Source organism: Flavobacterium sp. Root901, assembly GCF_001429765.1.
Taxonomy (GTDB): domain Bacteria; phylum Bacteroidota; class Bacteroidia; order Flavobacteriales; family Flavobacteriaceae; genus Flavobacterium.
On the sequence record NZ_LMJB01000005.1, the window covers coordinates 943,171 to 966,665 of the forward strand.

General features: G+C 35.2%; 13 protein-coding genes and 1 pseudogene. 12 read left to right on the plus strand and 2 right to left on the minus strand.

What is annotated here, in order from left to right; all coding sequences use genetic code 11:
* Positions 1-55: 55 nt before the first annotated feature.
* From ASE21_RS07860 to ASE21_RS07905, 10 genes are all read left to right on the plus strand, one after another.
* Positions 56-1,621 (plus strand): hypothetical protein, encoded by a 1,566-nt coding sequence (locus ASE21_RS07860; protein ID WP_057122049.1) that lies wholly within the window; start codon positions 56-58, stop codon positions 1,619-1,621.
* A 235-nt stretch (positions 1,622-1,856) separates the two neighbouring features.
* Entirely contained in the window at positions 1,857-3,368 is a 1,512-nt protein-coding gene (atpD, locus tag ASE21_RS07865; protein ID WP_057122050.1) for a F0F1 ATP synthase subunit beta, read from the plus strand.
* Positions 3,369-3,437: 69 nt separating this feature from the next.
* Positions 3,438-3,719: a F0F1 ATP synthase subunit epsilon gene (locus ASE21_RS07870; RefSeq protein WP_057122051.1), complete on the plus strand. Its 282-nt coding sequence runs from the start codon at positions 3,438-3,440 to the stop codon at positions 3,717-3,719.
* A gap of 273 nt (positions 3,720-3,992) precedes the next feature.
* Complete coding sequence (locus ASE21_RS07875) at positions 3,993-4,631, plus strand: NAD(P)-dependent oxidoreductase (protein WP_057122052.1); 639 nt, start codon at positions 3,993-3,995, stop codon at positions 4,629-4,631.
* Positions 4,632-4,706: 75 nt separating this feature from the next.
* Entirely contained in the window at positions 4,707-5,846 is a 1,140-nt protein-coding gene (locus ASE21_RS07880; RefSeq protein WP_057122053.1) for an aminotransferase class I/II-fold pyridoxal phosphate-dependent enzyme, read from the plus strand.
* A 1-nt stretch (position 5,847) separates the two neighbouring features.
* Positions 5,848-6,255, plus strand: a complete 408-nt coding sequence (locus ASE21_RS07885) for a putative signal transducing protein (RefSeq protein WP_057122054.1) — start codon at positions 5,848-5,850, stop codon at positions 6,253-6,255.
* A gap of 135 nt (positions 6,256-6,390) precedes the next feature.
* On the plus strand, positions 6,391-7,254 hold the full coding sequence (locus ASE21_RS07890) for a TraB/GumN family protein (protein WP_057122055.1): 864 nt from the start codon (positions 6,391-6,393) through the stop codon (positions 7,252-7,254).
* Positions 7,255-7,389: 135 nt separating this feature from the next.
* Entirely contained in the window at positions 7,390-8,022 is a 633-nt protein-coding gene (gene bioD, locus ASE21_RS07895) for a dethiobiotin synthase (protein ID WP_057122056.1), read from the plus strand.
* A 20-nt stretch (positions 8,023-8,042) separates the two neighbouring features.
* Positions 8,043-9,314: an adenosylmethionine--8-amino-7-oxononanoate transaminase gene (gene bioA / locus ASE21_RS07900; RefSeq protein ID WP_057122057.1), complete on the plus strand. Its 1,272-nt coding sequence runs from the start codon at positions 8,043-8,045 to the stop codon at positions 9,312-9,314.
* Positions 9,315-9,438: 124 nt separating this feature from the next.
* Positions 9,439-10,608: a beta-ketoacyl synthase N-terminal-like domain-containing protein gene (locus ASE21_RS07905; protein WP_057122058.1), complete on the plus strand. Its 1,170-nt coding sequence runs from the start codon at positions 9,439-9,441 to the stop codon at positions 10,606-10,608.
* 70 nt (positions 10,609-10,678) lie between these two features.
* On the opposite strand, the gene ASE21_RS22450 is transcribed toward ASE21_RS07905, so the two are convergent.
* A complete protein-coding gene (locus ASE21_RS22450) occupies positions 10,679-11,830 on the minus strand; it encodes a T9SS sorting signal type C domain-containing protein (RefSeq protein ID WP_410503562.1) in 1,152 nt (383 codons plus the stop codon).
* A gap of 2,070 nt (positions 11,831-13,900) precedes the next feature.
* Positions 13,901-17,651 (minus strand): annotated as a pseudogene (locus tag ASE21_RS22455) (beta strand repeat-containing protein); the annotation flags it as partial.
* Positions 17,652-17,927: 276 nt separating this feature from the next.
* Between ASE21_RS22455 and ASE21_RS07925 the strand changes: the two are divergent.
* Together ASE21_RS07925 and ASE21_RS07935 are read left to right on the plus strand one after the other, a co-directional pair.
* A complete protein-coding gene (locus ASE21_RS07925; protein WP_057122062.1) occupies positions 17,928-18,407 on the plus strand; it encodes a regulatory protein RecX in 480 nt (159 codons plus the stop codon).
* Positions 18,408-18,808: 401 nt separating this feature from the next.
* Positions 18,809-23,377 carry a T9SS sorting signal type C domain-containing protein gene (locus ASE21_RS07935; RefSeq protein ID WP_057122064.1) on the plus strand — a complete coding sequence of 1,523 codons (4,569 nt, stop codon included), beginning with the start codon at positions 18,809-18,811 and terminating at the stop codon, positions 23,375-23,377.
* Positions 23,378-23,495 lie beyond the last annotated feature (118 nt).

Consider the following 23,495-nt stretch of genomic DNA (forward strand, 5'->3'; position numbering starts at 1 on the left):
AGACTCAGATTAGTCTGATGAAAAATGAAGAGGTAATAATTTAAAAAGTACTAACATGAAAAAAAATATAAAATGGCTATTTTTGGTTTCTTTAACCTTTTTAGCAGCTTGTAATAATGACGATGATAATAACACTCCAGAAGAAGTTCCGGTAACTCCGGGTTCGGCAGTTTTTACAAAATATGTGGCTTTAGGAGATTCTTTTGCTGCTGGTTACAGCGATAATGCTCTTTTCAAAAAAGGACAGGAAGGAGCTTATACTAATATTTTAGCACAGCAGTTTACAGCCGCAGGCGGAGGAACTTTTACAACTCCGTTAATGAATGATAATTTGGGAGGACTATTGTTAGGGGGAAATGTTGTTGCGGCAACAAGACTATACTTTAACGGAGTAGGACCAGTAAATGTGACAGGAAAACCAACCACTGAAATTACGGCTCACCTTACAGGACCATTTAACAACTTAGGTGTTCCGGGGGCAAAAAGTTTTCACTTAGTTGCGCCGGGATATGGAAATGTTGCCGGAGTAGCATCCGGAGCAGCAAATCCTTATTTTGCAAGATTCGCAAGTTCGCCTTCAACTACGGTTTTAGCTGATGCTGTAACACAGGCACCTACTTTCTTTTCTTTGTTTATTGGAGGAAATGATGTTTTGAGTTATGCAACTTCCGGAGGAGTTGGAAAAGATCAAAAAGGGAATTTAAATCCTGCTACTTATGGAGGAAATGATATTACAGATCCAGCAGTTTTTGCCAATGTTTATAATACACTGGTAACAAGTTTAACTGCAAATGGAGCAAAAGGAGTAGTGGCAAACCTGCCATATATTACAGCGTTGCCTTATTTTACAACTGTGCCGTACAATCCGCTTACAGCAAAATCTCTTGGAGGCAACAATGAAGCGGTAGGAAAAGCAACAATTAAAGCATTGAATGCGCAATTGTATGGGCCGCTGAAACAAGCTTTAACAGTTTTTAATGCAGGCGATAGAATTAGTTTACTGTCTGAAACTGCTGCAAATCCGGTATTAATAAAAGATGAGTCTCTTCCTAATTTGTCTGCTCAGCTCACAGCGGCATTTACGCCTTCATTGGGAGCACAGACTGCAGCTTTTTATGGAGCTGTTTTTGGTCAGGCCAGACAAGCAAGAGCAACAGACTTGGTGGTTTTACCAACAAGAACAGATATTGGAGCAGCGCCAAAAGCGTCAGATTCAGGACTTGGTATTGCACCGCCGGCACCATTAGATAAATTTGGAATAACATATCCTTTACAAGATAAACACGTTTTGATTCCGGTTGAAATAACAGAAATAAAAAATGCAACAGATGCCTACAATATAACGATTGAAGCAGTAGCAAAAGAAAAAGGTTTAGCTTTTGTTGATACAAGAGCGATCTTAACTCAGTTGGCAACTGGTGGATACAGATTTGGTAATTACACAATGTCTTCTACGTATGTAACCGGTGGAGCTTTCTCATTAGATGGAGTTCATCCAAGCGGAAGAGGATATGGGTTGATTGCTAATATATTTATTGATGCAATAAATGCTAAATATGGTTCTACATTACGTCATGTTGATTTAGGATTATATCCAATTCAATATCCGGCGTCATTATAATTTACCATTTTTAAATTAAGAAAGCCACACATTTTTTAAAATGTAGTGGCTTTTTTTATTTCGTTAAAAAATGACATAAACGACATTTTAAAAGTCTGTTTTTAGGAATCAAACAAAATCATGGTATTTTTTATGAAAAAAAAATTGATTTTATATTTTAAAAAATTATCTTTGCGCTCTGAAAAAAGAGGTATTTTCGATAAACCTAAATAGCTATTTAATAAATACATAAGTAATGTCAAAAGTAATAGGAAAAGTTGCTCAAATCATTGGACCAGTAGTAGACGTAGTTTTCAACGGTAAGGATGTTGAACTTCCAAAAATTTATGATTCACTAGAAGTCACTAAAAAAGATGGAACGTTATTAGTTCTAGAAGTACAATCTCATATTGGTGAAAACACTGTTCGTACCATTTCTATGGATTCAACAGATGGTTTAAGCAGAGGATATGAAGTAGTTGGAACTGGAAATCCAATCCAAATGCCAATCGGTCCAGATGTATATGGAAGATTATTTAATGTTGTTGGAGATGCCATTGATGGTTTAGGTAATTTGCCTAAAACAGGAGAAAACGGTTTGCCAATTCACAGACAAGCTCCAAAATTCGAAGATCTGTCAACTTCATCTGAAGTTTTATTTACAGGTATCAAAGTAATCGATTTAATTGAGCCTTACGCAAAAGGAGGTAAAATTGGATTGTTTGGTGGTGCTGGTGTTGGTAAAACAGTATTGATTCAGGAGTTGATTAACAATATCGCAAAAGGTCACGGTGGACTTTCAGTATTCGCTGGAGTAGGTGAAAGAACACGTGAAGGAAATGACTTGCTTCGTGAGATGTTAGAGTCAGGAATTATTAAATACGGTGATGATTTCATGCACTCTATGGAAAATGGAGGATGGGATTTATCTAAAGTAGATATGCAGGGAATGAGAGAGTCTAAAGCTACTTTCGTTTTCGGACAAATGAATGAGCCGCCTGGAGCTCGTGCACGTGTGGCACTTTCAGGATTATCTATCGCTGAGTATTTCCGTGATGGAGCTGGAACAGATCAGGGAAAAGATGTATTATTCTTCGTTGATAATATCTTCCGTTTTACACAAGCAGGTTCTGAGGTATCAGCACTTTTAGGACGTATGCCTTCTGCAGTAGGTTACCAGCCAACATTAGCAACGGAGATGGGAGCTATGCAAGAGCGTATTACATCTACAAATAAAGGATCTATTACATCTGTACAAGCGGTTTACGTTCCTGCGGATGACTTAACTGACCCGGCACCAGCAACAACGTTTGCTCACTTAGATGCTACAACTGTATTGTCTCGTAAAATTGCTGAGTTAGGTATTTATCCGGCGGTTGACCCGTTAGATTCTACTTCAAGAATTTTAACTCCGCACATCTTAGGAGATGAGCACTACAACTGTGCACAAAGAGTAAAAGAAATTCTTCAAAAATACAAACAACTTCAGGATATCATCGCAATCTTAGGTATGGAAGAGTTATCAGAAGAAGATAAACTTTCTGTATCAAGAGCACGTCGTGTACAGCGTTTCTTGTCTCAGCCATTCCACGTAGCAGAGCAGTTTACAGGTATTCCAGGTGTATTAGTTGATATTAAAGATACTATCAAAGGATTTAACATGATTATCGATGGTGAATTAGATCACCTTCCGGAAGCTGCTTTCAACCTGAAAGGTTCTATTCAGGATGCAATCGAAGCTGGAGAAAAAATGTTGGCAGAAGCATAATCTAGTTTTCAGTATTCAGTCACAGTATTTATACTGAGACTTATAACTGAGACTGTAAACTAAAAAAAGATGACTTTAGAAATAGTATCACCAGAGGCAAAATTATTTTCAGGAGAAGTAACTTCAGTTACATTACCTGGAGTTGATGGAAGCTTTCAAATATTGAATCATCACGCGCCTATTGTTTCTATTTTAGAAAAAGGAACTATAAAAATTGCAGCTCCTAGTTTCAATTTTTCTAAAGAGGTAGCAGATAAATTTACGAAAGTTAATGACCAAACCTATACATTAGAGATTACGTCAGGTACAATCGAAATGAAAGACAATAAGATAATTGTTTTAGTTGACTAATAACAATTTCGAAATAATTTTAAAAGCCATTCACATCGTGAGTGGCTTTTTTAGTTTCAGCAGTTCCAGTTTTATTGAGGTGCAAAAAAGAAATTTCATAATATTTTGACAGCCAGACTTTTGTTTAACTTTTTTATTTTTTACTTTTGAAGTATTAGAATCTCTTTATAAAATATTTGATCGCTTTATAAAAGCTCAGTAAGCTTTTATGCTTTCGTTTTATCGGTCTGATAAAGCGCAAATTATTTATGTCAAATTTTATAAAGAATACATATGAAAAATATATCAAAAGTTGCTGTTCTGGGCGGCAGCGGAAGAACTGGTAAATATCTTGTAAACCAGTTATTGAAAAAAGGATTTAGTTTAAAAATTTTACTTAGAAATCCTGAAAACTTCGAAATTCAAAATCATAATATAGAAATTATCCAAGGCGATGTTCTCGATTTTGATGCTATAAAATTATTGCTTAAAGACTGTCAGGCTGTTGTAAGTACAATTAGTCAGAGAAAAGATGAGCCTCTTGTTGCAGCAGAAACTGCAAAAAATGTTTTGAAAGGAATGAAAGATTACGGAATTGAACGTTATGTTTTTCTTGCAGGTCTTAACATCGATACACCATTCGATAAAAAAAGCCCCAAAACAATTATGGCAACAGACTGGATGAAAACTAATTTTCCGTTAATTCAGGAAGATCGTCAAAAAGCCTATGATCTTTTAGTTGAAAGTGAAATAAACTGGACTCAGGTTCGTGTTCCGTTTATTGAATTTACAGATCATAGTTATGAAATAGCAGTAAATCTCGAAGATTGTTTAGGAGATAAAATTAGTGCGTTTGATATTGCCGGGTTTATGGTTAATGAAATGACCAAATCTAATTACAGCAGGCAATCGCCTTTTATTAGTGCCATTTAAAATAATTAAAAAACAGCGGGAACATGAAAACCCGCTGTTTGTTTTATCAAATTTCAATTTCATAACTTTGTTTTTATGAAATTACCTGAAAACCTTAATCAGAAACTCGAAAAACGAAAAGAAAATAATTCGATTCGGAAACTTCCTGTATTTAACAATTTGGTCGATTTATCTTCTAATGATTATATTGGATTTTCAAAATCAGAATCAATCTTTAAACTGACTCATGCTTATTTGCTTGAAAACGAAATTTTCCAAAACGGAGCAACTGGTTCGAGATTAATTTCAGGCAATCATTCTTTATATCAAATCAGCGAAAATTATATTTCGCAATTTCATGACGCAGAATCGGCTTTAATTTTTAATTCGGGTTATGATGCCAATGTTGGATTTTTTAGCGCTGTACCGCAAAGAAATGATATTATTTTGTATGATGAATTAAGTCATGCTTCCATTCGGGATGGAATTTCAATGTCAAACGCAAAATCATATAAATTTAATCACAACGATTTTGAAGATTTAGAACATCTGATACTGAAATTTTCAAAAACGAACCTTTACATTGTTACAGAAACTGTTTTTTCTATGGATGGCGACAGTCCAAACTTAGAAGAGTTGGTACAGCTTTGTGAAAAACACAATTGTTATCTCATAGTTGATGAAGCACACACTTTGGGTGTATTTGGAGATAAAGGGGAAGGACTTACTCAATATTTAAATTTGCATAATAGAATTTTTGCCAGAATTATGACTTTCGGAAAAGGTTTAGGCTGCCATGGCGCAGTAGTTCTTGGAAGTCCTCAACTAAAAGAATATCTGATAAATTTTGCCAGAAGTTTTATTTACACCACGGGGTTATCTCCACATGCTGTCGCTACGATTTTAACGGCCTATCAACAACTGGAAATAGAAACAGAAGCAATAGAAAAACTGCGTCAGAATATCGTATTTTTTAATCAGCAGAAAAACTTGCTTGGTTTAAAACCAATGTTTGTCCGAAGTAAATCGGCAATTCAGTCTGCTATTGTTCAGGGCAATGAAAACGTCAAGAAACTGGCACAGCAGTTACAAGATAAAGGTTTTGATGTAAAACCTATACTTTCTCCAACAGTTCCTGAGGGTCAGGAACGATTACGATTTTGTATTCACAGTTATAATTCTCAGGACGAAATTAAACAGGTTTTAGAATTATTACACGACTTGTTTTTTAAATAATATGGCTGCAGATTTTAAATTAGTCAAGCGTTATCAGTATTCTTCAGAAGCGCTTATTTTTCAGGGAAAACTTGAATCGGAAGGAATTGAGGTTTTTTCAAGAGATATAAATACGATTAACTCAAATCCGTTATTGAGTAATGCAATTGGCGGCGTTAAACTTTTTGTTAGAGCTGAAGATTATGAAAAAGCAAATAAAGTTCTTTCAGAAGTTAGTCAATTTTCATTAGATGAAGATCATAAATTACTCAAATGTCCAAAGTGTGGTGCCGAAGAAACAGAAATGGTTACTTCTATAAAAGATGTAAAAACAATGTTAGCTTTTATATTGTTATTGCTACTTGCAATGATGCCTCTTTATTCGAAACATAAATACAAATGCTCTAAATGTCGTTTTGAGTTTGATTAACTTTTAAGCTATAATTCATTCTCAATGTATTCACTTTAAATTTTGTAACAAATGTTTTTTTAATGTTTTGACAATTCTAATACTCACATGCCGTAATTACACAACAAATTTGGCATTAACATAATCAATTTCAAAATGAAAAAAATAGTAAACTTATTTATAGCATTCATAACTATTATTTTTGGAACAACAATAAAGGCCCAAACTGCATCTCCTAAATTAGAAAATTCTCTTTTATGGGAAGTTTCCGGAAACGGACTTTCTAAACCTTCTTATTTGTACGGAACAATTCACATGATTTGTTCTTCGGATTATTTTCTGACAGATAAAACCAAGAAAGCTTTAGAAACTTCTGAAAAACTGGTTTTAGAAGTCAATTTTTCTGATCCGAAAGAAATGTCTGAAATGCAGCAATTAGCAATGGGAAAAGAGCCTTTAAGCAAAAAACTGAATCCGGAACAATTGTCCAAATTAAATGAAATTCTGAAAAAGACTACCGGAATGACGGTACAGCAAGTCGATAGTTTTAGTTTATTGACTGTAATGAGTTTAATCTCTATGAAAAGTTTTGGCTGCACAGATTTGAAATTCTACGAAATGGAATTTATCGGGCAGGCTAAAAACAGAAACGTTGAAATTGGCGGACTAGAAACGGTCAAAGAACAATTCGGTATACTTGAAAATGCGTATTCAAATGAAGAAATGATTGCGATGCTGGAAGAGTCAACGCCTGAAGAATCGGCTAAATTAGTTTCGACTTATAAACAAGAAAATATTGATTTGTTGTATGATTTTACAACCGACAAAAAGTTTACAAGTGAAAAAACAAAAAAGATTATTCTTGACGAAAGAAATTTAAACTGGGTAAAAAATATGCCCGAACTAATGAAAAAACAAAGTGTATTTTTTGCTGTTGGATCCGGACATTTAGCAGGAGAAATTGGAGTTATTAATTTATTAAGAAAAGCAGGTTATAATGTAAAACCAATTTTGAATTAAAAGATTTTTAAATAAGAAAATAAGAATTTTTGAATCGATTCTGTCTATGACCCACTGATAAAACAGATGTAACAGGTTTGCACTGATTATTAAGTCAAGACTAATTAAAAAATAAAATCCGCGGTCAATATAATTATGAAAATATTCGTAACAGGAATTTCAACAGATGTTGGTAAAACAATTGCTTCTTCGATTATCGTTGAGGCTTTAGAAGCTGATTATTGGAAACCTATTCAGGCTGGGGATTTAGATAATTCTGACAGTCACAAAATTCAGTCCCGAATTTCTAATACAAAAACTCAAATATTTGAGAACAGCTATAAGTTAAATACGCCGGCAAGTCCGCATTTGGCAGCAGAAATTGACGGAATTAAAATAGAGTTAAATCAAATTCAGGAACCAAAAACGAAGAATAATTTAGTTATTGAAGGTGCCGGTGGAATTTTTGTTCCGTTAAATGAAGAAGAAACAATTATCGATTTAATACAACCCGATTATAAAATTGTTATCGTCTCAAGACATTATTTAGGAAGTATCAATCATACTTTATTAACGATTGAAGCTATTCAGAATAGAGGATTTAACGTATCGGGAATTATCTTCAGCGGAAGCGAAAACAAATCAACCGAAAGTTTGATTTTAAATAAAACAAAAATCAACTGTATCGGAAGAATTGACGAAGAACCGTATTTCGATCAAAATGTAATAAAAGAATACGCTGATTTATTTAGAGATAACCTATTTGCTTTGGAAAAATCTAAAATCTAAATTCTACAATCTAAAATCAAATGAGCTTAACAGAAAAAGACAGCCAATATTTGTGGCATCCCTATACACAGCATAAAACATCGCAAACACCCATTGCAATTACGCGGGCAGAAGGTGCATTGCTTTGGGATGAAAATAATAAACAATATATTGACGCCATTGCTTCGTGGTGGGTAAATCCGTTTGGACATAGTAATAAATTTATTGCAGATGCTATTTACAAACAATTGACCACTTTGGAGCATGTTTTGTTTGGAGGTTTTACTCATGAACCGGCAGTAAAAATAGCTGAAAGGTTAATGGAAATTCTGCCCAAAAACCAGCAGAAAATTTTCTTTTCAGATAATGGATCAACGGCTGTTGAAGTAGCAATAAAAGCAGCACTTCAATATTTCTTCAATAAAAATAAAAAACGGACCACCATTATCGCTTTTGAAAACGCTTTTCACGGAGATACTTTTGCGGCAATGGCAGCGAGCGGCATATCCTTTTATACCCAAGCTTTTCAGGGAATGTTTATTGATGTGGTCAGAATTCCGGTTCCGGTAAAAGGGCAGGAGCAAACGAGTTTTGATGCTTTAGAAAATGCAATAAAAAATAATAACTGCGCCGGATTTATTTTCGAACCTTTAGTACAAGGCGCGGCCGGAATGGTGATGTATGAACCGGAAGCTTTATCAAAATTAATTGGGATTTGTAAAGAAAATAAAGTCCTGACTATTGCCGATGAAGTTATGACGGGTTTTGGTAAAACCGGAAAAACCTTCGCAATGGATTATGTTTCTGAAGAACCGGATATGATTTGTCTTTCGAAAGCATTGACCGGAGGCACAATTCCAATGGCAATTACGACTTTTACCCAGGATATTTTTGATGCATTTTATGATGATGATATTAATAAAGCCTTATTTCATGGTCATACTTTTACGGCGAATCCTACAGGCTGCGCAGCCGCACTGGCAAGTATAGATTTATTGCAGACTAAGGAAATGCAGCAGAATATTGAAAGAATAAATGCAAGTCATTTAAACTTTCAAAAGAAAATTGAAAAGCATCCAAAAGTAATTACTGCCAGAACTTTGGGAGTTATTTTTGCTGTTGAAATAAAATCGGATTCTGAAGAAAGTTACTACGGATCTATGCGCAACAAACTGTATAATTTCTTTATTGAAAAAGGAGTTGTTCTGCGTCCGGTTGGAAATATTGTTTACATTCTTCCTCCATATATTATGACTGATGAACAGCTTCAAAAAGTATATACTACAATTGAGGAAGCTATTGAAATGGTTTAGTGCCCACAGATTTAACAGATCAAACGAATTTACACTAAGAAAAATAATCAATCTGTGTAAATCCGTTCAGCCCGTATCATCAGTTTGCCATTTTTTTACAGACCTTTGAATAAAATAAACTATTGTGAATACACCAAAAATTGCCATAACCGCTTTTTCTTCTATTTCTCCTTTAGGAAATAATGCCGATCAGGTTTGGAAAAAATATCTGGACAAAAAGCATTGTTTTACCAAGCAATTTTTAGATCAGCAGGAAACTTCCGCTGCAGTATTAGATCCTGAATCGAAGAAAATTATAGAAGAAATTCGGGAATCAGACAGTAAATATAAATTTCTTGATGATTCTGTTTTATTTGCTCTGGCCGCTTCACGAAAAGCAGTTCAGAATGCAGGATGGAAATCAGATGCTGTTTTTGGAATTAATATTGGTTCTTCAAGAGGCGCAACAGATTTATTCGAAAAACATTATAAAGAATATCTTGAAACCGGAAAAGCACAGACTCTTGCTTCGCCAACTACTACATTAGGAAATATTTCGTCCTGGATTGCACATGATTTGCGAAGTATAGGACCGGAAATTTCACATTCTATTACTTGTTCAACAGCTTTACATGCACTTTTAAATGGTATTGCCTGGCTAAAGTCCGGAATGGCAGATAAATTTTTAGTGGGAGGAAGTGAAGCTCCTTTAACCGATTTTACAATTGGACAAATGCGGGCTTTGAAAATTTATTCACGCATCGATCAGGATACCGATTTATGGCCCAATTTGGCTTTTGATTTCAAAAAAACACAAAACACCATGATTTTAGGTGAAGGTGCAGCAATCTGTTGTTTAGAAGCTGGAGAAAAAGAAAAAGCAATTGCTTATGTTATTGGTTCGGGCTATGCTACTGAAATCTTAGAACATAATATTTCAATTTCTGCAGAAGCAGACTGTTTTCAAAAATCTATGAAAATGGCTTTAAATAATATTGATTTAGAAAGTGTTGATGCCATTGTAATGCATGCGCCCGGCACAATAAAAGGAGATTTAACCGAATTGCGCGCGGTCGAAAAAGTTTTCGGTTCCAGGCTGCCATTGCTCACTACCAACAAATGGAAAGTTGGACACACTTTTGGAGCATCAGGAATATTGAGTTTGGAGCTGGCACTTCTTATGATGGAGCATAATACATTTATTGCGACGCCTTTTTCAGGATCTGAAAAATACGATAAACCAATTAAAAGGATATTAGTAAATGCCGTTGGCTTTGGAGGAAATGCAGTCAGTATTTTGATTGAAAAAGCATAGTTGTAACTTATCTTAAATAAAAAAATCCATTTGCTGTAAACAAATGGATTTTTTTTTGGAAGAAGGATTTTTATTTGAATATGATTTTTCTGGTTACTTCGGCTTTGTTTTCAAGCGTTACTTTTACCAGTAAAACTTGTTCAGCAGCCTGTAAGTTTGAAATTGATAATTCTAATGAATTAACTTTCTTTTTATTGTATATAAGTCTTCCGTTGATATCAAAAACAGAAACATCTTTAATGTTTTCTTTAGTAGAAATTATGTTGATGACTTTGTCTTTTACGGCAACTAAAACACCATCTTTTACATTTTCGAAATCTCCGGTTCCTAATGTTTTATTGGTATATTTTAATTGGAAACGATCTGTAAAAGTTCCAATTTCAGTGGTGAATTTGTAATCGCCTGCTTTTAAATCATAAACTGTGTTTGTCGTTTTATCTTCCAGATATACTTTCTGATTGTCAAATAAACCATCTGTATGATCGATAGCAATTGTAAATTCTCCGGCAACTGTTGTTTTATATCCAAGCGGAATTACATCGGTATCTTCAAAAGGTATTGCACGCCCCTGAATGGCTAATTTTTTAGCTTCACTAATACTGTAAAAGTCTACATAAGTATTTCCGTTAAGTGTTGCCGCATCATAATTTTGGTCCCAGCTGTTTGTTGCTCCTTCAATATATCCAATCAAGGCTTGTTTAAAAGCTCCTTCAGCATTTGCAAAATTCAGCCATAAACGATTTTTTTCAATGCCTTTTGTTTCAGCAGTTTTAAAGAACTGGCTATTATTACCCACTACTCTCATACTGTTTGTGAAAACAATATTGCTTCCTGTACTTGCCTTAAAGAAGAATCCCTGACCTGCAGCAATTTTTCCTAGCATCACCGCAGCACCGCTTGAAGTTCCGGTACTTCCTGTTAAAGTATAAACCGCATAATCTGCAGCAGTATAATTGTATTTGGCATCACCAACAACACTTCCGTTTGGAGGAGAATTATGAGTCCAGAAATACAATGCACCAACTCCGGTATTATTGATAAGCATATCGGCATCAATAGCTGATGGATATGGATTTCCAAGTAAATTCCATTTTGTGGCAATCGGTGTAAAACTAATATCACCATTATTTGGCACACCGGTAAAAACAGCTGAATAAACAGCCGGAATGTTAATGTCAAATCCCTGAGGTGCTCTTACGATATATCCTTTTGCAGCAACCATTGGTAAACTTCCGTTATAATCGATAACCCATCCTGTGTTTGCATTATAGCTGTAGTATTTATCAGCAAGCGTTGTTGGAGATAAATCATAAAGCGTGAACGCTGGTGTTGCTGTTACTGGTGCTGACCAATACGTAAAATCGTAACGACGAACTGGTTCTGTATTTCTCTTATAGATAATATTTCCACTGTTAACAGCATTTGTAGTTTGTACTAAACTTGCATTGTTTTCAAAAGTCAGAGTACTTCCCGTATTAACTGTCACGGCATTTGTAATAGTCAATGTATTTGTACTTTGAACAACAAGCGAACTATTATTATTTAAGTTAAGAGTATGTCCCTGAAATACATTATTTGTTCCGGTTATTTGCGGTTTGTTTGTTATAGCGGTTAAATCTGGAATTACTACACAATCTGCAGCTGTTGGAACTCCGTTTGGTGTCCAGTTTCCGGCAGTATTCCAATTTGTACTAACGCTTCCGTTCCATGTTTTTCCAACGTAAGGGTTTACTGTTACAACTGTAACTGGAGATTCGCATCCTGAACTATTTTTAGTAGTAACGTTATACGCCCCAGCTGCTAATCCTGAAAATATACCAGTTGTATTGGTAAAAGTTGTTCCATCAACACTATACGTAATTCCTGCAGCAGGTGCCGGACTAGAAACCGTTATCGTTGCGGTTGTTACGGCACAGGTCAGCGGAGTTGTTACAGATGCAGTTGGTGCGGCTGGCGTTGGATTTACTGTTAGTAAAGCAGAATTTGAAGTGCTTGTACATGTTCCGGATGTAATGATACAACGAACATAATATCCAGAATAGGACAATGGAATGTTTGTAATATTTAATGACGCAGTTGTATGGCCAGTTACGCCTCCGGCTCCATTTGTGTTTGCCCAGGCTGCATTATCTGGCGAATACTGCCATTGATATGTTGGACTTCCTGCAGAAGTGGCTACAGTAAACGAGTGGTTTCTGCCTTCACATACTGAAATTGTTTGTGGATGTGTTGTAATTACCGGTAAGGCGTTAACAGCTAAAGTTACATTTGTTGTAAATGCCTGACTACAACTTGGAGTATTACTAGTTGTTGTAATTCCTGTTATTTGTAAAGTTTGGCCATTATTCGCTGCTGTTAATGCAGGCGTTGTAAAACTTGCTGTTCCGCCAGATGTTGCTGTTACTCCAGTTATAGGGGTTTGAACAACATTGTTTATAGTATATGAAACAGTAGAAGTGCTGCCTGGTAATAATCCTGATAAATTTATTGTAGCAGATGATCCTGCACATACTGCCGAAGGTTGAGTTGCTCCAGATAAAGTTGGGGTTGGATTTACAGCTAAAGTTACATTTGTTGTAAATGCCTGACTACAACTTGGAGTATTACTAGTTGTTGTAATTCCTGTTATTTGTAAAGTCTGACCATTATTTGCAGCTGTTAATGCAGGAGTTGTAAAACTAGCTGTTCCGCCTGCTGATGCTGTTATTCCTGTTACAGGAGTCTGAGCAGCGCCATTAATTGTATATGAAATAGTAGAAGTGCTGCTTGCCAATAATCCCGATAAGTTTACTGTTGCAGAAGAACCTACGCATACGTTAGCAGATTGAGTTGCTCCAGATAAAGTTGGAGTTGGATTTACAGCTAAAGTTACGTTTGTTGTAAATGACTNTGTTGCAGAAGAACCTACGCATACGTTAGCAGATTGAGTTGCTCCAGATAAAGTTGGAGTTGGATTTACAGCTAAAGTTACGTTTGTTGTAAATGACTGGCTACAGTTAGGAGTACTGCTTGTTCTGGTAATTCCTGTAATCTGTAAAATCTGACCATTATTTGCGGCTGTTAATACAGGCGTTGTAAAACTAGCTGTACCGCCTGCTGTTGCTGTTACTCCTGTTACAGGAGTCTGAGCAGCGCCGTTAATTGTATATGAAATAGTAGAAGTGCTGTTTGCCAATAATCCCGATAAGTTTATTGTTGCAGAAGAACCTACGCATACGTTAGCAGATTGAGTTGCTCCAGATAAAGTTGGAGTTGGATTTACAGCTAAAGTTACGTTTGTTGTAAATGACTNCTGTTGCAGAAGAACCTACGCATACGTTAGCAGATTGAGTTGCTCCAGATAAAGTTGGAGTTGGATTTACAGCTAAAGTTACGTTTGTTGTAAATGACTGGCTACAACTTGGAGTATTACTAGTTGTTGTAATTCCTGTAATCTGTAAAGTCTGACCATTATTTGCAGCTGTTAATGCAGGCGTTGTAAAACTAGCTGTTCCGCCTGCTGTTGCTATTACTCCTGTTACAGGAGTCTGAGCAATACTATTAATAGAATAAGAAACAGTGGAAGTACTATTAGCCAATAATCCGGCCAAATTTATCGTGGCAGAAGTTCCAGCACATACCGTAGCAGATTGAGTTGCTCCTGTTAAAGTAGGTGTGGGGTTTATAGTAAGTGCTACTGCGTTTGATGTTACGCTTGTAGAACAGGCATCGCCAATAATTACAGTATAACTTCCAGCATTTGCAGCTGTAGGATTTGTTAAAGTAAGAGTATTTGTTCCTTGTCCAGAGATTACACCACCATTAACTACTGGTGTTCCATTTAATCTCCAGGAATAAGTTAAACCAGATCCTGTTGCAGCAACAGAAATAGTACGTACACCAGTACCAGAACATACTGCTGTAGGTGCAGTTGGCTGTGTAGTAATTGCTGCTGTACTTATATCAACTAATACTGATGTTGTAGTTGTAGTTGTTCCACAAGTTACTTGTACACGATAATATGTTTTAGTGGTTTGAGTTGTTGAAAAAGTTGAATTTGAGCTGGCTACATCTTGGTATCTTATTAATAAATTATCAATAATGTGATTGTCATTCGAACCTCCAGTTCTTGCAGCAAACTTATATTTCCATGCAGATTTATTGGCTGAAAGATAAGCTGCCGGAAGTGCTAAATCTGAAACAACATATGAGCCATTTACTCTCAAAGATAATCTTCCTTTGGAATCAACCGTCAAAACTACCGGTGTATTTCCTGTGGTTGGTCTTAATGCAGGAACATCAATTGCCGAATTAAAAAGTACATTTCCAGCATATAATACTCTGACACGGCTTCCAGTTGCTACTCCTTCATTATCATAAGTATCAAATTGAATTATAATTCCTGATCCCTGACCGCTCTCTCCTCCTGCAGCATCACTTGTTATGTCGCCCGCATAACTTAAACTAAAACCATCAGCTCCGCTTCCGCCATAAGCTTGATAATCAAAATTTACAGTAAAAGCATCCATATTTGTACCAGGAGTATTTTGAATTACAAAAGCTCCATTTAAGCTGTTAGTTGCCGGTGTTAATAATAACTGATTTCCAGTTACAGCAGCACTTCCGTAAATGTTTGTATTTGCTGGTAATGAATTAAAAGTTTCCAGACCAAAAAATGTTATTGGAGCTGGAGTTGCATTTGTCCATGCCGCATTATCAGGAGAAGTCTGCCACACATACGTAGCCCCATCAGTCAATGTACTGCTTGGCAGAGAAATTGTAAACGGAACATTTGGACATACTGTTGAAGCACTGCTTACAGGAGCTCCTGCCGTTCCAGTACAACCAGATTGTACCGTTACTTTATAATCTTCCATTTGTCCGCTGCTTGAACTTATTGCACAAGGAGTATTGTTATAACCGGTCAAACGACCAATAATCCTCATTTTTATATCGCCTGTAGCAATACTTGGAACAGTTATGTAAACGGATGCAGCTCCTGTTGTTCCAGTTGAATTTCGGATAGTTCCAATTTGAAAATATTCGCCAGAATCATCAAAATCACCATCGTTATTCCAGTCAAAAAATGCCGAATAATAAACATTTTGATCTCCGCCTGTATTTCCTTTTACAGTTAAAGCATAACTTTTTCCCTGAGTAATTTTAGTTGGGGTATCTGCTGTAAAATCTTCGTAACCCGTTATTCCTGTACTTGTTTTTGACAATGTGTTTAAGCTCACATTTGTAATTTGAAGTACTGTAGAGAAATTAGCACAAGTACTGGAAGATACATTTATCTGGCCAGTTGTTGCAGTAAAATAGGCATCACTCTTATTAGTAGCTGCTGAACTTGAACTACCCCAAGAACCCGGAAGAACTTGAGAAGAACCTAAAGTTAATGTATTGGCAGTATGAGTTTGAGTACCTAAGTTTGCATTAACTCCAGAATTTATCATCAATGCATTTGAAATTGCAGTAGCTCCAGTAGAAGCAAATGTTTTTATACCGCTTCCAGAAAGAGTAAGAGCATAAAAATTAGGGACATTAAAAGATTGATTGACTCCATTAAATGTTACAGTTCCAGTTCCAGGAGTAAATGTGCCGTTACTAGTGAAATTTCCACCAATTGTTAAATTATTATTATTTGTTGCTAAAGTTACAGTATTGGCAATATTTAAGTCTGAAGTAACAATTGCAGCTCCACCAAGGGTTTTAGTTCCAGAATTCGAAACTGTTAAGTTTGAATATGTTGTAGCTTTTATTGTTTGCGCAGTTCCATTATAATTTACAGTATTTCCAGCTGCAGTTGCTGTCAAAGTTGTAATTGTTGGCACAGGTGATGATGTAATGTTTAATTGACTTGTTGCTGAGCTGTTATTAATCGAAGTTATAGTGCCAGAACCATTTAGGTTAAGTGTTCCAGTATTGTTAAATGTTGCTGTAGTAATATTTCCAGAGCCATTTATGTTCGCGGTTCCGGAATTATTTATAGTGGAAAGTGAAGACGTTCCGCCAATTGTTAAAGTGCTTCCAGATGAATTTGTTAATGCCCCTGATCCGGATAAACCTGTTGATATTGATAAAACATTATTGTTTGTATATGTTCCAGAAACAGCAACATTTGGAATTGTTATTGTTGAAGAACCGCTAATTGTTTTTGCTGTTCCACTAAAAGTATGAGTACCTGTATTAGCTGTAGAGGTATATGTTCCGTTATTTTGCAAATTACCAGCAAAACCTATTGCAGCTATACCAGTTTCATTCCAGATTCCTCCAGAATTAATTGTTGCATCTCCTGTAAAAGTTTTTGTACCAGTATTTGCCAGAGTTAATGTTCCTGAAACTGATGTAGTACCTGTAACTCCCAGAGTGAAGTTAGATCCTGTTGTAAATGTTGTTCCTGTATTTATTGCTAAATTTCCACCTACTGTTAAATTTGCTGCTGTAGTTGAAGTAACAGCTCCGCTTAAGGTAAGATTGGTTGCAATAGTAACTCCTGATGCTGGAAAAGTTTTGGTTCCGCTTCCAGAAAGAACTAGATTGCCGTAACCTCCTGCTAAAATTGATTGATTACCAAGTTCTCCATAGTTAACAGTACTATTTGATGATAATGTTCCAAAAACAATTGCTGTCGTACCAGTAGTAGTCAATGTAAGAGTTCCTGAAGCTAAAATATCCATAGTTCCATTTATGACATAATTGCTTCCCACGGAAAAGTTAATAGCCGTAGTTCCATCACCCAATACAATTTTTGATCCTGTACCAGAAACTGTCCAGTCTGCACCAACTGTAGGTGCAGTATTATTTCTTATATAAAAAATATTTCCTGCAGTTGTAAAATTAGCGGGAGCAGTTCCGCTTCCATCTGTATTTATACCCCAACTTGAAGTTAAATTAAGGTTTCCGGTTGATTTAGAATAATAATTTACTGCATTCGCAGCAGAAACAACAAAAAACATCCCCAGACAAATGAATCTTAAACTAATAGCGAAAGACTTTTCTTTGGAAGAATTTGGGAATAACAAAAATAAAGAACGGGCAGTCAAAAGTAGTTTTCGGATCATAGCAGGCGTGGTATTAAATTGTTTTGGCACTAATTCAAATAAAAAATTTCAAATTCCGTTATGTACGAAGACTAATTTTGAAATGAAATTCTTATTAATAACTGTTTAAGAAATAAGGTAATTTAACAAACAGATTTTAGACCCAAAATTATTATTAATCCTGATATACACAATAGATTTTTGAAAGTCTTTTGTGAAAAATCGAATAAACACATTATAATTTAACATTTAAATGATTATTTTTACCATTTACAGTTAAAAAGAAAGAAAATACTCATGAATTCAATTTGTACTCCAAAAGAAGCTTTACAGAAATTAGAACGTTATTGTGCTTATCAGGAACGTTGTCATGATGAGGTGGTTTCAAAACTTTACAGCTTGAAAATGACTTCGGATGAGATAGATTCCATTGTTGTTCAGTTAATTGAAAACAATTTTTTAAATGAAACAAGATTTGCCTGCAGTTTCGCAAGAGGGAAACACAGAATTAAAAATTGGGGCAAAATCAGGATTACAAATGAACTTAAACTAAGAAATATTTCTTCAACAAATATTAATATCGCTCTTAAGGAAATTTCAGCAGAGGAATATTTTCAAACTTTTGAAAATCTATCAGAAAGATGCTGGAATTCTATTTCAGAAAATAACATTTTAAAAAAGAGAAAAAAGTTTTGCGACTATCTTCTTCGAAGAGGTTATGAAAGTAATTTGGTTTATGAAAAAGTTAAAGAATTAGAGCAAAATTCAGATTCTTAAAATCGTATTTAAAATCTTATTTTTTACCTCTTGCGAATTTTTTTTATAACCTTCGTGAAAACATCTTAAATTCCTTACGGAATAAAAAATAACTGTTGGTTGTAAAATAGTGCCTTTCTGAGGATTTTTTATAAAACACGACGTTTTTTCGATTATTTTTTTAAAATTGGAATTGAAATACGGCAATCCTTAAAGATTTTTCCTATTTTTAACAAGCTTGTTTTATAGGAATTTCCATAAATTCCTCTTTTTCACTATGCATTTCATCGATTATTTTACCAGTTTATCGAGAATATGCCCATTCTAAAAACCTCAGGAAAATCAAACACGTAGATGTATCTATATTTGCGCGGGTGTAATGTTATTATGCCAGCATAACAATCTGATAGAAAACATTTAACATGATTAGAACTCTACTTTTATTTTTGTTTTTACCTTTTTTTGGAATTGCACAAACTGTTGATTTAGCTTCCTGGGCTTTAACAGCAAATGGCAATATTACAACCAAACAGAGTTATGTTCAGTCTAGTACTTTTACAACTAGTGAAAATCCAATTGCTTATGGAAGTACCGGAGCATTAGTTACGGGATGGAATAACAATGCGTTTGTACATTATCGTTACATTGAAGTTTCGATTGCACCTACAGCAGGCAATATTATCTGGATTTCAAATTTAGTTTTTCAACAGGCAAGTATTCCAAGTGGTGGTACACCAGGACCATCTACTTACATTGCCAAATATTACATTTCGCAAAACGGGACTGTTCCTTCGACATTTGATTTCTACAATACTGCCAGTAATTTAGTCGCAGAAGAATCCATTTCAGGAAATCCGTCAAAGAGTATTAAGATTAATGAATCTTTAAATTCAAATCAAAAATTAATAATTCGTCTTTATACAAAAGGGTCGGATTATAACAATATCAAATGGCAGATTTTAGCCAACACTTTAAAGTTTACAGGTAAACTAATGACGCCTTTAGCTGGACCTTATGTTGTTGGAAGCGCTGCTACTTCTGATTTCAGTACACTTACATCTGCAGTAAATACGCTTAATAATGTTGGTGTTTCTGCTGCCGTAACATTTTTGCTTGATAATACGGCCTATAACGTTTCAACAAACGAAATTTTTCCTCTTGTAATTAATCCTTATACAGGAAATACTTCTTATAAAGTAACTTTTAAACCTAATACGAACAGGACAGTAACTATTGAATCTAGTAATACTTCCAAAAATACTGAAGCTGTTTTTAAATTAAATGGGGTTGACAATGTTGTTTTTGATGGTAGTAACACCACAAACGGCACAACCAAAAACATGACAATTTATAACAATAACCAGTCGAATAATGACCGATCTGTTATTTGGATTGCAAGCCAAAACAGTACAAATGGTGCAAATAATAATGAAGTTAAGAATTTAATTTTACAGCAATATGCACGAGGTACGTATGATTTTTCGATAGGTGTTTACGGCGGAGGAACAAGCAGTTCATCAAGTGCAGCAGAAACAGCGAACTCTTCTAATATCATAAGCAATAATACTTTTACAGGTGTAGGACAAGCGGTATATTTAAACGGACTTGCAAGTTCATTATCTACAGGCTGGAAAATTCAGAGCAATATAATTGGCGGAACTACAAATACTAATAAACCGCATATTGCTATCAGATTGAATAATGCTAAGGATTACGAAGTATCTCAAAATACTATCACAGGTGTTTATAAAGCAGATTCCGGACAAAATACAACGACTCACCATTCTGGTATTTCAGTTTACGGAACAAGTAACGGAAGTATTTTTAGCAATAAAATCAGTGATGTGTATGATGCGACAGGTAACGCGATGTCTTATTGTGCTGGAATTTATGTGGATAGCGGGAATAATATTATTTATAACAATTTTATAAATAATATTCGCAGTAATAATACTGATGATAATAATTCTAATTTCACTTATAAAGGTCACGGAATTTATATCAATAGCGGTGCCTCTAATAAAGTTTATTTCAATACTGTTTCGATGGATGCTGCTGTGACGGGAGGAAAATCATCTTGTTTATTTATTGCCGGAGGTTCTTCGCTTGATGTCCGAAATAATATATTTTATAACAGCCAGACCACAGGAAGTCAATATGCAATTTTTACAAGAGTCGCCTCATCAGTATTTACTTCATTGAGTAATAATGATCAATATATAGTTAAATATGCTTCACATTTTAACTCCAGACTCCAGGATAATGCAGATTATACAACATTGGCTGCCTGGCAGACTGCAACTGCAAAAGAGCAAAATTCTATTGTAGTAGAACCAAAATTTATTTCAACAACAGATTTTCACTTAGTTCAGAACACAACAAATTCCGGAATTCATGCAAAAGGAACGCCAATAACTGGTTTTACTACAGATATTGATAGTGAAACAAGAAGTACGACAGTCCCAGATATGGGAGCAGACGAAATTATTATTTGTGAGCAAGGAGATCAGACAACTTTTGGTATCGATTCATGGATTGGATATGTTTACAAATGGAATACAACTACTCCGAATCCTGCTTTAGCCGCTTCACCTGCGACTGCAACTAATGTTTATATCGGAAACGTAACAGAGCCAATGATTTTTGACCGAAATGTTGGAGCCGGAACGGTAAGAGGAGTGGTGACAAACATTTGCGGAAGCGCTCCGGCAGATAACTTTTTTGTTCGTTACAAAATGAGAACAACAACAGCTGCTGGAACTTATAATATTTCTCTTGGAGGAGATGACGGAATAAGATTGTATATCGATGGTACATTAGTTTTAAACAGATGGAATGATCATAGTTTTATCTTAGATGCTGCTTTGTATACATTGACAGCGGGTTCTCATGATTTTGTTTTAGAATATTATGAAAATGGAGGTTCGGCTCGTACTAATTTTTCATACGGTTTAATTAAAGGTGATAATGTTAATTTACCTTACGGAGATAATGTCTGGAATGTTTATGGGTTTACAAAAAACAACTTCGACCTGACTCAAACGGTTTATGCGGGAACTTTTGTAGATTCAAATTTAAATATCAACACAACTACTTCATGGGCAGCTGATAAATCACCTTCTGCTGTCACTACATGGCAAGGTGCCCCAATGCCAATTGATTACTTTACAACAACATACAAACGTCAGGGTTTTCCTTGTGGTAATTATCAAATTCAGGTGGTAAACTGCGACGATGATATGAGAATTTATGTAAATGATGTTTTAGAATATACTGCAGGACAAAATATTGGCGCGCCGGTTTTAGTAAAAACGGGTCAGATTTATACATTAAACAAAAATTCAAAAATAGAAGTCAGACTGAGAGAAGATGCCGGAGATGCAAAAATGGCAGTAAATCTTATAGCTGTTCCAACCGTTTATGACGGATCAACAACTCCAGCCAGCGGATCAGCAATTACAATAAATGCTAATACGACATTAAACTCAGATCTTCAGGTTTGTTCCTGTACTATTAATCCGGGAGTTACATTGACGATACCGGCAAACAGAACTTTAACGGTAGATGAAACTACAACTGTAGGAGCGGGAGGAAAACTTTTGGTTAAAAACGGAGGTTCATTATTACAAAACAGTACAAGCGCAAATGCATATCAGGGAGCAGCAAATTCATTTGAAATGCAGAGAGACACTCAGCTGATTCGCCGTTATGATTTTACATATTGGTCAGCACCTGTATCAGGAGTTAAGCTTCATGATTTATCACCAACAACATTGGCAGATAAATATTACAGTTATAACCCAACTACAGGATGGACAATCAACTATAATGGCACTTTAACAATGGCTGCCGGACAAGGATATATTGTAAGAGCACCTCAGGAATTTGACATTAATAGTTCTGCTATATATCATGCTTCATTTGTTGGAGTTCCAAATAATGGTAATATTACAGTTACACCAGTTGCCACAAAATGGAATTTAATTGGAAATCCATATCCATCTGCTATCGATGCAAATAAATTAATAAACGATACAGGAGTTGGAGCGTTATATTTCTGGACACATAATTCTCCGCCAAGCGGAACTGTAACGGGAGATGCAAAATATAATTATTCTGTTTCAGATTATGCAGTGTATACTTTAACAGGAAGTACCGGAACTTCAAGCGGTGCAGCTGTTCATTCTGGTAAAATTGCTGCAGGTCAGGGATTTTTCTTTAAGGCAAGCACAGGAAGCAATATTGTTTTTACAAACAGTATGAGAATTGTGGGTAATAACAGTCAGTTCTTTAAAACTTCTGAAATTCCTGTTGCGACAAACCGAATATGGCTGAATTTTACAAATGCCGAAGGAGGATTTAAACAAGCCTTAATTGGATATATTGACGGAGCAACAAACAGCTGGGATCAAAATTATGATGCGGCAACGCTAAATGGTAATACGTATATCGATTTTTACAGTATTAATGAGGCTAAGAAATTAACTATTCAGGGACGTGCAGCACCTTTTGAGGATACAGATGTAATTCCCCTTGGATATAAAACAACAGTTGCCGGAGAATTTACAATTTCGATCGATCATACAGATGGTTTATTTGATAATCAGAAAGTATATCTGGAAGATAAAATGACAAACACGGTTTATGATTTAAAAGCCGGCGATTATAAGTTTAATACTGAAATTGGAACTTTTACAGATCGCTTTCAATTAAAATATACCAATAAAACATTAGGCACCGGAGATTTTGAAAATATAAAAGACGGTCTTTTTGTTGCTGTAAAAGATAAGGTTATAAAGGCATCATCTTCTAATGAAAATATTAAAGAAGTAAATATATACGATATTACAGGAAGACTTTTATATAGTAAAAACAAAATAGGCACAACAGAATGGTCCATTTCAAACCTGCAGTCAGCCAATCAGGTTTTACTGGTGAAAGTTACACTTGAAAATGAATCTGTAACAACAAGGAAAATCATTTTCAATTAATTAAAATAAAATATAATAAAAATCCGACAGTGAAAGCTGCCGGATTTTTACGTGTAATAATGTTACTAATAAAAAAATGAAATAAGATAGATTAAGAATTTAAAAATTAAATCATTAA

Coding starts and splice junctions, on each gene's coding strand:
- ASE21_RS07890 (WP_057122055.1), top strand. CDS start 6,391: ATGAAAAAAATAGTAAACTTATTTATAGCATTCATAACTATTATTTTT.
- ASE21_RS07885 (WP_057122054.1), top strand. CDS start 5,848: ATGGCTGCAGATTTTAAATTAGTCAAGCGTTATCAGTATTCTTCAGAA.
- ASE21_RS07925 (WP_057122062.1), top strand. CDS start 17,928: ATGAATTCAATTTGTACTCCAAAAGAAGCTTTACAGAAATTAGAACGT.
- ASE21_RS22450 (WP_410503562.1), bottom strand. CDS start 11,830: ATGGTTGCTGCAAAAGGATATATCGTAAGAGCACCTCAGGGATTTGAC.
- atpD (WP_057122050.1), top strand. CDS start 1,857: ATGTCAAAAGTAATAGGAAAAGTTGCTCAAATCATTGGACCAGTAGTA.
- ASE21_RS07870 (WP_057122051.1), top strand. CDS start 3,438: ATGACTTTAGAAATAGTATCACCAGAGGCAAAATTATTTTCAGGAGAA.
- ASE21_RS07880 (WP_057122053.1), top strand. CDS start 4,707: ATGAAATTACCTGAAAACCTTAATCAGAAACTCGAAAAACGAAAAGAA.
- bioA (WP_057122057.1), top strand. CDS start 8,043: ATGAGCTTAACAGAAAAAGACAGCCAATATTTGTGGCATCCCTATACA.
- ASE21_RS07860 (WP_057122049.1), top strand. CDS start 56: ATGAAAAAAAATATAAAATGGCTATTTTTGGTTTCTTTAACCTTTTTA.
- ASE21_RS07935 (WP_057122064.1), top strand. CDS start 18,809: ATGATTAGAACTCTACTTTTATTTTTGTTTTTACCTTTTTTTGGAATT.
- ASE21_RS07875 (WP_057122052.1), top strand. CDS start 3,993: ATGAAAAATATATCAAAAGTTGCTGTTCTGGGCGGCAGCGGAAGAACT.
- bioD (WP_057122056.1), top strand. CDS start 7,390: ATGAAAATATTCGTAACAGGAATTTCAACAGATGTTGGTAAAACAATT.